General features: G+C 34.9%; 10 protein-coding genes. All 10 read right to left on the reverse strand.

All coding sequences use genetic code 11. The features are described from left to right. Positions 1–12: 12 nt before the first annotated feature. Genes OLM57_RS12305 through OLM57_RS12350 form a run of 10 tightly spaced genes read right to left on the reverse strand, consistent with a single transcriptional unit; the run spans position 13 to position 14096 of the window. On the reverse strand, positions 13–3306 hold the full coding sequence (locus tag OLM57_RS12305; protein ID WP_264563992.1) for a contractile injection system tape measure protein: 3294 nt from the start codon (positions 3304–3306) through the stop codon (positions 13–15). Beyond that, positions 3290–6019: a hypothetical protein gene (locus tag OLM57_RS12310; protein ID WP_264563993.1), complete on the reverse strand. Its 2730-nt coding sequence runs from the start codon at positions 6017–6019 to the stop codon at positions 3290–3292. The genes OLM57_RS12305 and OLM57_RS12310 overlap by 17 nt, the downstream gene beginning before the upstream one ends. Positions 6020–6027: 8 nt before the next feature. Then, positions 6028–9780 carry a hypothetical protein gene (locus OLM57_RS12315; RefSeq protein ID WP_264563994.1) on the reverse strand — a complete coding sequence of 1251 codons (3753 nt, stop codon included), beginning with the start codon at positions 9778–9780 and terminating at the stop codon, positions 6028–6030. Further along, a complete protein-coding gene (locus tag OLM57_RS12320; RefSeq protein WP_264563995.1) occupies positions 9780–10214 on the reverse strand; it encodes a GPW/gp25 family protein in 435 nt (144 codons plus the stop codon). Before OLM57_RS12320 ends, OLM57_RS12315 begins: the two co-directional genes overlap by 1 nt. Beyond that, positions 10207–10506, reverse strand: a complete 300-nt coding sequence (locus tag OLM57_RS12325) for a PAAR domain-containing protein (RefSeq protein ID WP_264563996.1) — start codon at positions 10504–10506, stop codon at positions 10207–10209. Before OLM57_RS12325 ends, OLM57_RS12320 begins: the two co-directional genes overlap by 8 nt. 5 nt (positions 10507–10511) lie before the next feature. Next, positions 10512–12311 (reverse strand): type VI secretion system tip protein VgrG, encoded by a 1800-nt coding sequence (gene vgrG / locus OLM57_RS12330; protein WP_264563997.1) that lies wholly within the window; start codon positions 12309–12311, stop codon positions 10512–10514. Continuing rightward, the gene (locus OLM57_RS12335; RefSeq protein WP_264563998.1) at positions 12312–12986 is read right to left on the reverse strand and encodes a hypothetical protein; all 675 of its coding nucleotides are present in this window, start codon (positions 12984–12986) and stop codon (positions 12312–12314) included. 11 nt (positions 12987–12997) lie between these two features. After that, complete coding sequence (locus OLM57_RS12340) at positions 12998–13168, reverse strand: DUF5908 family protein (protein ID WP_264563999.1); 171 nt, start codon at positions 13166–13168, stop codon at positions 12998–13000. A 6-nt stretch (positions 13169–13174) separates the two neighbouring features. Continuing rightward, positions 13175–13639 (reverse strand): phage tail protein, encoded by a 465-nt coding sequence (locus OLM57_RS12345; protein WP_264564000.1) that lies wholly within the window; start codon positions 13637–13639, stop codon positions 13175–13177. Next, positions 13632–14096 (reverse strand): phage tail protein, encoded by a 465-nt coding sequence (locus tag OLM57_RS12350; RefSeq protein WP_264564001.1) that lies wholly within the window; start codon positions 14094–14096, stop codon positions 13632–13634. Before OLM57_RS12350 ends, OLM57_RS12345 begins: the two co-directional genes overlap by 8 nt. Positions 14097–14113 lie beyond the last annotated feature (17 nt).

The following is a 14113-nucleotide window of genomic DNA, read 5'->3' on the forward strand; positions in this document are numbered from 1 at the left end:
GTTTATTGTTTTTTAATAAGGCCAAATAACATGCAAGGGCTTATCCATCCAAGGGTATTTTATAATCGAAAAGGCAAAAGGAGACTTGTTTATCAAGACGTCATAAGCTCTTTTGTCTACGGTAAGCTCCCATTTGTCTGCCAATTCGACTAAGATTCCATCTCGCACAAGCCAGTTTCCCCTAAATCCGTCTATCGAGCAATCGCCTATGGCACTCCAATACGAAATGGCAGCTTTTATTAAACCGTCAATTAATTGTTTGTTGTCGTTAGAAATCTCAATTCCATCTGGTACTGCATGCGTAAGGGGCAAACCACAAAGCACTTTGTTCAATGGCAAAAAGGTTTCTTCTGTTTTGCTCAATCCTGTGATGACATATTGCAAATAGTGCACTGCATTAATTTGGTTTTCGGTACTACTAAACTGGTTATTGAGTACCAATTTAAGGCGTTCAAACAGCATAACGATATAGCTGTTTAGGATTACAATTCCGGCATTTCTCACCGCAATGCCTTCTTTGATTGGACTTTTGGCACTTTGATTGGTTTGTATTTTCTCAATCTTCGAAAGTATTTCAACCTTTTTTGAAGTTTGGAAGATTTGTTTTTCAGTATTCAGTACTTCCCTGAAGCTAAGTTGCAAAGACAATGGAAACTGATAAATATGCTTTTCAATATCCATTAGAAAATTTTTTTTGGAGACTCCTTTTTTGGTAACCAATTCCCAGATTAGTTCGTTCCAAATTTTTTCAATTGAAATAATCGTCCAATTGTTATTTGCGGAGGCCTTTATCAGCTTTCTGGTGAGAAGGCTTTGTATTTCTTTTGAAGTAATTCCTCTAAAATTGATAATGCCCAAAACGGAATGAAACTTCTGCAGAATTCTCAAATAGGACTCCTTGGTTTTGTCCAATTGAACTATGGCTCCGCATAAATGATTAAAATTCACGGTTCGGCTGAGCCAATCCATTTGAGCTTCGGGAATGAATTTTTTTTTGATTATTTTAAAAAATATTTTGGGATGTTTTAAAATGATTTCTTGAAGCAAATGGTTAATTTCAAATTTTCCTGTCCTGTCAAAATCAGTAGGAATTTGTTTTTGACAAATGATTAGGAAACACCATTCCTCTCTTTTTTTAGCGGTTAGCTTTTGGTTTAGAAATGAATTTTTATTTGTATTTGAAGGTCTGTTAGCGGCTGTTTCATTCATAATCAATCTGTTTTCTGGCATGTTGATGTCTTTATTTCCTTGAATTAATACGCAGAATTTCGTCACATCAATCGAACTATTGCTTTTCAATTGATTTAAAAAGGACTTCTGGATTTCAATTCCAAAAGATTTAATTTTTTTGGTTTGCATCAATTTTGTGATAAATTGAAAGTATTCTTTGCGTTTGCTATTGGTTACTTTTTTTGATAACTGAATAATAACAGTTTCAATAAATGATGATGAATTATGCTCGGGACGAAGAAGTATTTCTTCTATTCCAAATAGCAGCAAATCGTTATCGAGAAGTTCTTCGGGGAAATCGTATTTTTCCTTTGCATTAAGAATTTCATATACTGTTTGTATCGTTAGTACCAGTTTTGTTTTTTCAATGTTTGCTTCTTTTACCAGTAATTGCAATAGCTCGCGATTAAGAACCAACGGCAGTATTTTTTTTAGAAATTCTTTATTGCCATAAGAAAGCATAACCTCAAAAGCCATTTTGGGATGCAGGGAAATACTTTTGATGAGAGATCGTTGCAAGTCAATAAAAAGTTCTTTTTTGCTTGAAGTTTTTTGCAGTTGTAGTTCTAGTTTTGATAGTAAATTTTCGAAATGTTTTGCCGGATAATTGGAACTGTTGCGATTTATTTCGCTGCAATAAACGGCAGTCAAGTTGTTGTAAATTTCCATTGAACGGTTATTTTTTATGGAAGCAGGTATTTTTGCACTGGTAAAAGATTCCAATAATTTTTCAGTATCCAAATTATTCCTTTTGCCTAGTTTTTTTATGCAAAACAATAGGAAGTCAGTATGGTTTGCATTTTTATTTTTCAGGAGAAAAACAATTCCAATTTCCCATAACATTTTACTGTTTGTTTTCAATTTAAGATTGCTGCTTAACGTGTTCAAATAGATTATCGTTTCAATATTCAACGACGATGGAGTAGTATCCAGTTTTGAAAACAATATTTTAATCGATATTTCATTCAGATCCTGAATAATGGAAATACACGATTTTTCAGTATTCAAAACCCGATTTGCAATTTCATTAAATTTAGTTTTATTCTCATTTCTAAGGGTAAAAATCAATTCATTCAGATTGTTTTTCCCTGTTTTAGATTTTCTTTCGGTTTTGTTTTTTAATAACCGTTCGAAAATGTCCCAGTAATTGGTTTTTATTTTTGGAGGGTAGTTGTCCTTTTTTTGTGTTTCGTATTCTTTGGTCAGAGTTTTTAGTGAAAGTATAAAATTGTTGTTTTGCGTTGTTTTATCCGAAAGTTTAACAATTGTATTTTCGATTAATAAAATAAGGTCTGAGTAGGCAATATTGTAATGATTGGCCATTTGCAGAATGCTGCTTTTCATGAAGGCAATTTTATTGAAAAGTGTTCCTCGTTCCAATAACAAAAAGTTAAGTATAAAAAACCATAGATTTTTTTTGAAACTGGCTGTACTAGTTTGAACAATTGTTTCTTTGGTTTGAAGGTTAGTCATAATCGAAGCAAATTCAATTATAGGGCTACTGTTATTGGGTTCAAGTGCCGAAATTATTTTGGTTATGTTCTTTTCGTCAAATTGCCAGGCCATTCTTTTTCTTACCTGTTCGTGAGTTATTCCAGCTTTTTTGATAAGAGCAATGACTTCCGATAGGTTGTTTTGCAGTAAATCTGCCATTATTTGATTAATGGATCCTTCCTTATTTTGATAATTCCAAGGCAGATACCCTTCCATTAAAAAAATGGTGAGATTCTCCAGTATTGATTTTTCTTTGTTGAAAACGGCAATCCTATTTTGTTTTTGATTGTTTTGGTTGATAATGAGTTCGGCTATTTTTTCGCGTAAATACCTGCGTAATTTTGTATTCAAATCATATTCAAGATCATTGTAATCAAGAGAGCCAAGATTCAGTTCCAGAGATTGTATTCTCCAGCTTTGTTCAGGCGGGCAAAGTTCATTGAATACATTGGCAACCTCTCTGGGCAATGAGATTTTGCTCCAGGAACTCAAGCGTTCCTGAAGTCTGTAGGCTTCCCCTTTTTGGTCAAAAGTAGTTTCCCACTTTAGACTGGATACAATATGGCTATTTATTTCTTCCATTTTGTGCTTCTAAAATTGAGGTTAAACTGCTTACAAGACTCATTGTTGACTGAACAGGGTCTATTACGGGTTGTTTTTCTTTATTGTCATTGTATCTCAAACTTTCATACCAATGAATATAATCAGGAATAAACCCATCCAATTGTTGGCTGCTTAAAAAAAAGCATTCATAGTTGACATTGACCGGAAGGTTTATTTTAAGAAATTGTTTCAAACGTTTCTTAAATTCTGGTGTTTGAAATAGCGGAATAAAATCCGGAAATAGCAATAAAATAGTCTTTTTGAAGACTTTGCCTTCAATAGTCACTTTTTCATTTTCAGACGAAATGATGGTACGATAAAAATAATTCGATTTTTCTGTTTTTGTATAATCGTTTTGATTTTCGATTGTGGCATTGGTAGTTTCAAATGAATATTTTGTGTCAGAAAACAATAAATATCCCTGTTCCAGTTGAGAATCTAATGTGGATTGATCTAATGCGTTTAAAATATAATTTAGGTTTGTTACCGTTTGAAAATCAATATTTTCTATGCTGTAAATGCTGTAATTTACTGGGTTGCCTTTTATTATTTCAAAATCAAATTTCAAATGATTCAAGAGCAATACCGATTCAATAAGTAAGCTACCGTGTTTTTTCTCTGTAAACCACAATGCTTGCTGAATTGTTTTGGATGCATCTTGATTTAATTGCTCTCCAGTGTAATTTGTCGGAGAATCCAATTGAGTTGCGATAAAATTCAAATATAGATTTCTCAATCCAAACAGTAAATTCAGTTTTAATTCGAACGATGAAAAATTATTGAAATCTTGTGGATTTAATTTTTCTTTTTTATTGATTTGCTCAGATTTGAAGATGAAATCGGAAGTGTTGTCATTGATAAAACGTAACTGTTTTTCTTTTACCATTGATAGGTTGGTATCAATATTTCCGTCAACAGTATTGGTTATTTTTGAGGCACTTAGGTAATCGTATCCTTTTTGTCTGTTATAGGACAATAATCCAATATTTTGCAAATACAAACTCTTCAAGATTAATTGGTCTTTTCTTTTGTCACCGGTATAAACAGTGTCATTGATAATCGAATCGATAAGTATTGGAGCTTCTCCGTGTCTGGCGAGCAGGTGATCCAGTAATTTATTTCTTCGATCCAAATTTGTATTTTCCTCTTCCATCAGTTTCATCAAACCGAATATGTAGGGATTATAAGGGTCTTGTTGGTATTCAAACCAGCTTTTTTCATTTAACTCCACTTTAGATTGATTGCTGTTGCTATAATTAAAAGTGGTGTTATTTTTTAATAGAGGTTTAATATGAGGAATTGTATATAAGGATTGGTAAAAATAGCTTGGTGAAAACATTTTGTAAGGAACTGGGTATTCCAAATGTTTTTGCTCGTATTTATTTTTTACCGCATAGAATGTTTCCTCATCGGATGGGGCACCACAAACCGAATTTTTAAAAGAGAACAGTTTAGAAATATTGGCCAATTGAGAAAATTGGTTAGCCAATATTTGGTCAAACAATGTCAGATATCCTTTTAGTTGGCGCGATTGTGCAATTTGAACAGGATTTGAGTCATTCTCTATCGTATCTGTTCCAATACCGTATTGTTCCGGAAATGTATTTTGAATTGAATAATAAGTGTTTATGTCTCTAAAGTTACTTTTGGGTAATTTTACATTATTGCTGTTGTTTATAGTGTTTGTCGTTTCCTCAAAATTGTTAATGCTTGCCTGTAGGGGACCGAAAGTATCAAAAGGCAACTCTTTTCCGTTGCAACTTAATATCAGCTTTTGGTTTTTATAGGAATCAATTATATCTATGGATAGTATTTGATTCACAGTTGACTGAAGGGTAGTAACGATTTTCTCTTCTTGGTAAAGTTGAACACCCGATATTGAAATAACACCGGTTACAGATTCTATTATTGGAACTAAATCAATTGCCTGTACACTGTTTTTTTTGTTGATTAATGATTCGGTTTGAATCCAGCCATTTTTTAAATAAGGGCCGTTATATATTTCAGCCATTGAGTACCCTGTTTCTGTCAGATTGCTGTAACTTGTTTGTGTAATTTTTGAAAATAGGAAAGAACGAATTTTATTTTGCAGTTCGAGTAAAACTGCATAGTGGTCAGCTTCTTTTTGGAGTTCTAATTTGCCTCCTATCCAACAGTTTTCAGGCTGTAGCGCAATAGGGTCATTAAAAACTTCTCCCAAATTTCTACTTTTGTTAAGGTAATAAAATGCCGATTTGCAGATGTTGGTACGTTCGATGGAATCAACAATAGCAGGATTTATATAAAGATAAACTTGGTAAACCCTGTTAAAAGGGAATGCATTAGTACTATAGGGAAATAGCTCAACATTATCTATATTTTGTATGCCATCGATAAGGTATTTTTTATAATCATTGATGGTATATGGTGCAGTTGTAAGTATTTCGTTTGGTAAATAAAACTGGTTTTCAATTTCAATTTTTCCGTTAGAATCCGTTAAAATATCCTGAATACTGAAATCTGTGCAATACCCCAGTTCTGTAAGCGCATAGCAAAACTGATCCAATATGGTCACTCCGGGATCACTTGGGTTGAAGTTTGTCCACTCACTTCCAATGTGTTTATGGATATAATCGAGTGCTTCCTCTTTCAGGGATTTAAAATCCAGATGCAAAGGGAGTTGTTGGTTCGATATGTAATTTATTGTATCCATTTGTGAATCTAAAAAGTGATGTCGTGCTTAAGTGCAGGCACTAAAAGTGTTGTTGGACCATAGGCTCTGAGCATCGTTTTGTTTTTTTTGCAATCTATACGAATGCCAGTTTCGGGATTAATACAATAGCTGGAGAACGAAACATTATCAACAGTGGCAACTCCTTCGATAGTTTTGATAAAAGCGGTTACTTTTGCATCAGTCAATGGTTTGTCAATTTCTATTTGGGCAGAATAACTGGCAATCCAAGGCGATAGATACAAGTTTAAGGCGCGGTTAATAGTGTTATGTAGCAGTAGTGTTTGGTATCCACTTTCAACTCCTATTTGGGCAGAAACGCAAACATATTCGAAATTAAAATTGGAAACATTTAGGTTGGCAAAAGGAGAGGAATTCTCTTTTAAGAATTGTTTTATTTCGTCTTCAAGACAGTTTGTGACCAAAGGCACAAAAGCATTGGCATCACTGTCAGTGTCTAATTTTTTTGCGAGATAGACATTGCAGGAGTTTTGCGATTTTTTATTTACGACTTTTAGATAATAAATGGCATCGTATTTTTGAGTGATTAAAGTGTAATAATCAGTAGTGGTAATTGCCCTGTTTTTTGTTTTTAGACTGTTGCTTACTCTTTGATTTCTATTGGTTGCGCTTTCGGCAGCTTTACCTCCAAAAGAAGCAAATGGCTGAGAGAATGTTGCAATTTGAGGAATGACAGTTTGAGGTTTACTTATGGTATTGCTATTTATTTGTGGATTTATGGTATCCGATAAAAAAGAAGTACCACTGCGTTGAACACTAAATCCGTTTGTTTGTAAAAAAGTAGTTTTGGAGTACGTGTCAAGCTTTCCGGAAACTACAATCGAAATCCAGTTATTTGTTCCAGGCATAAAATTTTTACTGTTACTGCAATCGGACGGAATAGGAAGCTCTATAATACCCGAACATTTAAATTGATTGGTTCCATCCGAAAGTGCATGTATTTCGTTCCATCCCGAATCGCTTAAATAAAAATAACTAACACTGTCTCCAGAAGTGGTTGTTGCCGAATTTCGAGCTAGTTGAAAATATAAATTCAAACTGCTGTTGCCAATCAAATGATCAAGTTCGATAAATAAGGCTCCAGTATACCCAAAAGAAGGATAAAGAGGTAAACCGTCTTTAAGATCTGTTTTTGAAGAACCCACAATAGCCGTATTTATTGCTGATTCATAAACGATAGAATTATCAAATAGGGGATAGCTCGTAAACGGGGAATATAGAAAGTACTGCAACGGATAATTTTCTGTGTTGTCATCAAATTTATAAGTTACACTAGCCGAATAACTAGCCGAAAAGGTTTTAATTTTTGGCACAAATGGAACATTTGCTGCTGCAATGAATACCGCCTCTTTTTTACCTTTAGCCATAGCAAGACTATTGGCATTCTGCAAGGCAATATTGGTAACAATTTTGGAATATATTTCTGATCCAAAGCCATATTCAGGCCCCGTTAAAATCATTTTAATAAAACCAGAGGTGACCGAATTATCGAATTTTAGCGGTTTGTTCTGAATACTTGGATCTGGAGTTATAGTGCCAGTATTTGATTGCGATTTTTGAGATGACAAAGGTTTATTATATACAAAAGAGCTACTGGAATCACTAACAATAGTTTTAGTAGGATCAACATTTTTTAAATCAAATAACAAAATTGGATTTGGATTGTCTGCAATTGGAACAAATATTTTGTCTAAATCTGTTTCCGCACTTTTGCTCATTTTGAATTCTTGCCATGATTTTTCCTGAAGGAGATTAAAATCAACAGTAAAGCAACTATTGTTGTAAGTAGTAGATTTTTCTATTGGTTTTGGTTTATTTCCGACACTGGATATAATATTAACAATTTTTGAAAGTGCCTTTGTAGCATCCTTTTTATCTGGTTTTGTGGCTGAAATTTTGTCCTCCTTTTTATCCAAATAATTATTGTATTGGTCATAATACATTTCAAAATCCGAAGGTAATTTATCCCAATCAATATCAATTTGAAAGGAATCCAACGGTTTACTCAATATTTCACTATTTCCAATTATAAAATTGGAATTCGCCAGCGGAATTGGGCCAAAAGGAGGGAAGGGATTTTTAGTGCTTAGTTCCCCATAATCATTATACAATTGGCAAGACTTAATACCCGATACCGCTACTGTTATGGTAATCGAAATTACTTTTGGAGCTGTGTTAGGATTGGCGATGGAATGAAATAAGATTTTAATCATCGGCCATTCACTATGCAAGCCGTCTGGATTAACCAGGAAAGGTTCAATAGCAATTTGTGTCGGTTTAATATCGATTTTTATGGCAACAATGCAGGTCTTTTGAGATGTATTTAATGTAAAATCTGATGGGTCTAGTTCAAGTTTCAGCCAATCTTTTTGTGTACTCAAAAAGTAGTTGGCTCCCTGCAGCAAGCTTAAGTCAATTGTTGCATCAAATTCCAGACTCAAAGTAATATTTCTTTGTCCTTCTCTCAACAATAGCATTGGAGAAGCAAAAGCCATGCCTATTGGTAAAGGATTGGCAGTTGGATTGATTTCTCCAAAAGTTGGCCAGCTTAGTATTTTGTCATCTACATCTTTTTGAACACTAGTCGGTTTACTGATGGATTGCAAATTATAGGCAGAAGCGTTTGGCAGGTTTTGATAGCAAACTGTTTGGACACTTACAATACTTGCTGGATTTAGATTTACGTTTTTCTGTGAAACAAATAAAACAGGATTTTTTTGCTCGTCAATTCCAGCATCAAATAAGGTGCCACTGGGTATACTATAAACCGCATTGTTTTTCGCAAGAGCGGCACACAAAAATACATTATCTGCAGTAGCAGGTAATTCGGTTTGTTTTAAAATTTCGGTATAATAAAAATCAAGATGTCTCTGTGAAATTCCGTTCAGCTGATTCTGTTGCGCTTTTAAAACATTTATAAAAGACCGTAAAAGTGTCGTGTCTGGAAATCTGCTTTTTTTATGGCTTAGTTTTTTAAATTCATTCGTAGAATGATGGATAACAGTTTCTAAAAAATGAAACAATCGATCTCCTATTGTTGTCAAAACACCTAAACTGAAAGAAGTCATGCTATCAGCCTGATTGATGATACTCTCTTCTTTTTCAAATCCAAAAACTTCCCAAAACGGTTTTTTGTCCTTGTAATTTTTCCAGATGTCGGAATTAAAAAAACTAAATTCACTTTGAGGTGCAGTTGTAATTGTGACATTTATTCCTTTCATTGACTGGGCATACAAGTATTGTCTAAAGGATTGAACAGCCCAAAAATCAATACTGTATTTGGTTTTTACTTCGTGTATAACATAATTCTTGAGGTCATACATTTCGTCAGTTCCTTGCATATAATGCGTCCAACGTTCTATAATTTTATAAATAGAAGTAAGGTGGTCGAATAATTTATTCAAGGCATCTGAATTCAAATTTATATCATTTTCCTTTTGGTCCAATTGTTGGATCTCAGCACAACTGTTTTTGTAAATTGAGTGTAAGTTTTTGTAATTTGTTTTTGATATGGAGGCCATTAAAAAAACAGGATCTTTCAGCAAAAATGGACTCCAGTTGCCTTCAATGGTATTGGTGTCATTATAAAAATTGATTAACGTGCCAAATTCACTAAGAAAACACAGCCAATCTTGCTCGGTTCTTCCATCTATTAAAAACGGATTTGGAACGAGGGATTCGTTTAGTGAATTAATGGCGCTATTTTGATCAATTGTAATCATTATTTTTTGGCTAAGTTGGTTCCTTCTTTCAAATGAAAAGGGAACACATAATTGTGTCGGGTGTTTGTTTGTTTATAGATGTAAATTATCAATATTTCCAATAGTCCATTTATTGTATCTGTTGTGGCAACCCGAACTTCTTTGACCAGTATTCTAGGTTCGTAGCGCAAGAGCGAAAACTGAATGGTTTCTATAATTTCGCCCTTTAGGCTGTTGTCAATTTTTCTAAACATAAATTGTTGCAAACCAGAGCCAAAGTTGGCTTCCAATGTGCGTTCCCCTTTACGGGTATTCAAAATGATAGCAATCGATTCGTTTATGTTTGTCTCATTTGCAGATAAACTCAGTTGAAGATTACCCACAGAAAAGGTTACTGGAAATGACCATCCTGAACCTAAAAATACGTTCTCTTTTTTGTTTTCTATACTATCCACCAATTATAACATTAAATGCTCCTAAGAGGATTGATCCTCCATGAGCGGTTTGATCGCCAATTCTTGCGGCGGGAACTCCACCTATCATTACCGTTGCCGATCCTTTTATTATAGAATCGGGTGGTCCTACACATACGAGCATATCGCCGACTCTGGCTGCGGGTAATCCCACAATTAACACAGTTGGTTCTCCTGGGCCTATTATTGGTCCGCCTACATGTGGAATGGGAGGCAATCCGGGGGTTACCATCGGGCATTCGTGAAAATCTGTAAGTCTTGCTGCTGGTGGCATAGTTATTAGTTTATCATTACCATTGCGCCTTTCAGCGTTAATTCCATTCCTCCAGATACTTGTGCCATCTGTCCGCCTTGCGCGGAATATTGCATATCTGCAGTCTCTTTAATATTGAGTCCTTTTATGGCGACATCGCCACCACTGGACTGAATGACAACTCCTTGTGTTCCTTTGATAGTGACATTTTCCTGAGCTGTTATGTTTATGCTTTTTGGACTCGACATGTCAATACCGCTACTGGACATCACAATGCTGTTTTGGTTTTCGTCCTTAATGGTGATTTGCTTGTCTTTATCGCTAATGATGATGGTGTTTTTATTGGGTGTGGCAACGGTCCAAATTTTATTTTCATCATCAAATTCAACCGAAATTCCAGATTTGGAAACAATCGCTTTTATTGTGTTTTTTTCATTGGGTTCCAATCCTGTAAAAGGTTTTATTTTGGAGCTGCTGTATATGCTTCCCAAAATCACGGGATAGCGGGGATCTTCATTTAGAAAACCAAGGATAACCTCATCTCCAACTTCGGGAAGAAAGAAGGCTCCAGCGCCACTAGTGGAATAGAAATTGGAAAGCCTGGCCCAAATGCCTGCTCCATTGGTATCAAATAATGGAACATCCACTAATATTCGATATTGAGAATCGGGGTCGTCAAACATTTTTTTAACAGTTCCGTTAAAGAGTCCTCTTGCTCCAGGAATAAGTCCAGAGGCTGGGGGCGACATCACATCTGGTTCTTCTGTAAACCATAACGGTGAAAGTCCAAGAATTACTTCGGATATCCAATTACCTTGTGACATATCATGAACAACACCCGAAATTAAATAATCCCCATTAAAACGATCTCCAAGACCATCAAAAGTCATATATTTTCCGGGATCAATCAAATTTGTTCCTTGAAATTTGGCCTCCCCTATTATTTTTGAATATTCACTTTTTACTACTTGGGCTTTTGACCAATTATTTAAATCCGTTGTTCCCAATGGTGCCGAAGTTTGCAATTGAAATGCTGAAAGACCAATGACTTCTGACAGTTTTTTTGTCGAAAGGTTTCCAGATCCAGCAACATTTGGCATTGCCTGGCTATTTACTATTTGTTGATTTTTATAATCCCAAGTTGATGAGGTTACGTTACCCAGTTGTGTACTGGAATTTAATTTGGCATTAAACTCCATCAGATTGTCGCCATAAGTGACTTTCAAAACAGATGCTGTATTACTGTCTGGACTATTGACAGTAATCTTGCCATTCAAAGTTGTTACAATTAGTCCATTGGCCTCGGCAAGAGCCAAAATATAATCCCAATCGGTCACATAGTATTGTACCTGTTCCGGCCAAGTTGTATTTGTGGCAGTGACATCTGATGTTAATCCTGAATAGGTTCCTATAATTGAGGAAATAATTTCACTGTCTTTTTTATTAGAAAACGTAAGGCTTTTTCGGCCTACAATCATTTTTACGGCTGCATCACGACATTCAATTTCAAGAGCGGATCCAATTAAACCGTCAATTCGGAGCGACTGACAGATAATCACACCTTTAAAAATAATTTCACTTTTGGAATCATAACCAGCCTCAATACTGATGGGTGTACCGGGCAAAAAAGTGGAAGATGAACTAGCATCAAATTTTCCTGTATTTGGTTCTCCATCCAGAATTACTATTTTGGCAATTGCGATTCGGTTTACTTTTTTTTCAATATGAATGGAGAATACACTCAATTCGTCAGGGATAGTTTCTCCATTGACTTTTATAGAAAAAGTTACAATTCCTCCGCTTGATATTTCGCTTGATGTACTCATTTAATTGGTATTACTTAGGGGAGGAAATATTAGTTTGTTGATACCATCCAGATTTCTGAATTTGTTGAGGTTGTTGAATTTTGCCACTTGTATATAAAGGGAGTCATCGTCCCAGGTTTTTAGACACAATTGTGGTAAAGACATTCCTCCTGTCACATTTACAATGTGTGTGAGGTCTGGTGATTCAGGACCGTCAGTCATTGTCACCGTTTTTGGTGAAATATATTGACTAAAGGACAGAGAAATCTTTGCTCTCAAAGGACTTCCATCGGGCTTAAACAAAGTATAGGAAATATCGATAGAATTGAGGACTCCATTGAAAGTGATGTTTTGACCCCATTGTATTTTTACAAAGTTTGGACGGTGAATTTTACCATTATACGTGTAAATAATAGTTTCTAAGGCAGTTATCTCCTTCGCCATATCAATTCGTTTAGGATCTACAATACCGGTACAGTCAATTACAATTTCAAAATTCAGCTTGTCACTAGGCGTGCTTTTATACTTTTGGGAAGCAGAACTGGTTGCAGGAGCTTGCTGTTCGTTGTATTCTATACCTTTTTGTATTTTGATATTGTCCGGATTAATCATGAAAGCATAAGGATTTTCTGAGAATTTATTTTGAAATTCTTCATCGGTATATCCTGTTATTTTCATTAATTCTAAACTCGCCATTTGATTGTTGTTTACCTTTTATAACTATTCTCTTGATTTTTTTCAGAAATTAATCTTTTGCATTCTTCCAGCACTTGTTTTTTTAGAATTGACAGTTCTTTTTCCTTTATTCCAGAAGAGTATTTCGTATTTAAACTTACAATCTCTGTTTTGATGATGAGTTCTCTTATTTCGATGGGCATATATTTTTAAATAAAAAGGTTAGAAACTGTTGTAATTGGAGAAATATCAAAGTAGGTATAGGCCAGTTCGATTGATTCTATAACGATACCACTTTCTTGAGAATTCAAGTCAGAAACTGCATATTTTACAGGATAAGCGTTATGAAAAGTCCAAAGCATACATACAATACCGTTTGAATCCAGTAAACTCAATATCACATTATGGGGTTGAATCGTATTGGACAATCCTTGATCGATGCAACTGGCACACCAATACACCAATAAGGATCCAATGGGTACAATGGCTCGTTTGAGAATTAAGTTTTGACTGCTCGAAACAGTTGGGAGGCGGTATTTAAACCGATTTTCCCCTCCACAAACAATTTCTTCAATACTTAATTCTTTTGAAATCCCCGAAACTTCCTTGAATGCTGCATCTACTCCCGGAAATGAAAGCGTAAAATAGAAACTTACCGGATAATCACTAGCCATTTGTAATAATCAGTTGTTCGTGAGCAATTTCAATGGTATCAACGGCTACCTCATTTCCATCCGATTTTAGATCGGTACTAGTAATTTTTGTAGGCCAGGCGTTGTTCAACGTCCATTGCATGGTTACGGCTCCTTTTTCGTCCAGCAATTTTATTAAAACCGTTCTTCTTTTAATGGTATTCATTACCACTTGCTGATGCCAATCCCAAAAAGTATTGTCATTTACAAAGATGCCTCGCTTCATTGTAATGTTTCCGTATTTGGTGATACCTGGCATTTTTTCTACAGAAAAAAGTGGACTATTACTTTTACGATATTCTATAATTTGGTTTTCTACATCCATTCCAGTTACTTCCTGAAATGCTACTTTTGTAAGTTCTGTGCCAAGGTCTACTTCAAACCTAAATTTAGGCATGGGCCATGTTGCACCTTCTACACTACCGTCATCTGCTGCCATAATATATTTTTTTTAAT

The organism is Flavobacterium sp. N3904, assembly GCF_025947305.1.
Classification (GTDB): Bacteria; Bacteroidota; Bacteroidia; order Flavobacteriales; family Flavobacteriaceae; genus Flavobacterium.

Excerpts from the sequence above, each read along its gene's own strand:
- OLM57_RS12305 (WP_264563992.1), bottom strand. The coding sequence starts at position 3,306 with ATGGAAGAAATAAATAGCCATATTGTATCCAGTCTAAAGTGGGAAACT.
- OLM57_RS12310 (WP_264563993.1), bottom strand. The coding sequence starts at position 6,019 with ATGGATACAATAAATTACATATCGAACCAACAACTCCCTTTGCATCTG.
- OLM57_RS12315 (WP_264563994.1), bottom strand. The coding sequence starts at position 9,780 with ATGATTACAATTGATCAAAATAGCGCCATTAATTCACTAAACGAATCC.
- OLM57_RS12325 (WP_264563996.1), bottom strand. The coding sequence starts at position 10,506 with ATGCCACCAGCAGCAAGACTTACAGATTTTCACGAATGCCCGATGGTA.
- vgrG (WP_264563997.1), bottom strand. The coding sequence starts at position 12,311 with ATGAGTACATCAAGCGAAATATCAAGCGGAGGAATTGTAACTTTTTCT.
- OLM57_RS12335 (WP_264563998.1), bottom strand. The coding sequence starts at position 12,986 with ATGGCGAGTTTAGAATTAATGAAAATAACAGGATATACCGATGAAGAA.
- OLM57_RS12340 (WP_264563999.1), bottom strand. The coding sequence starts at position 13,168 with ATGCCCATCGAAATAAGAGAACTCATCATCAAAACAGAGATTGTAAGT.
- OLM57_RS12345 (WP_264564000.1), bottom strand. The coding sequence starts at position 13,639 with ATGGCTAGTGATTATCCGGTAAGTTTCTATTTTACGCTTTCATTTCCG.
- OLM57_RS12350 (WP_264564001.1), bottom strand. The coding sequence starts at position 14,096 with ATGGCAGCAGATGACGGTAGTGTAGAAGGTGCAACATGGCCCATGCCT.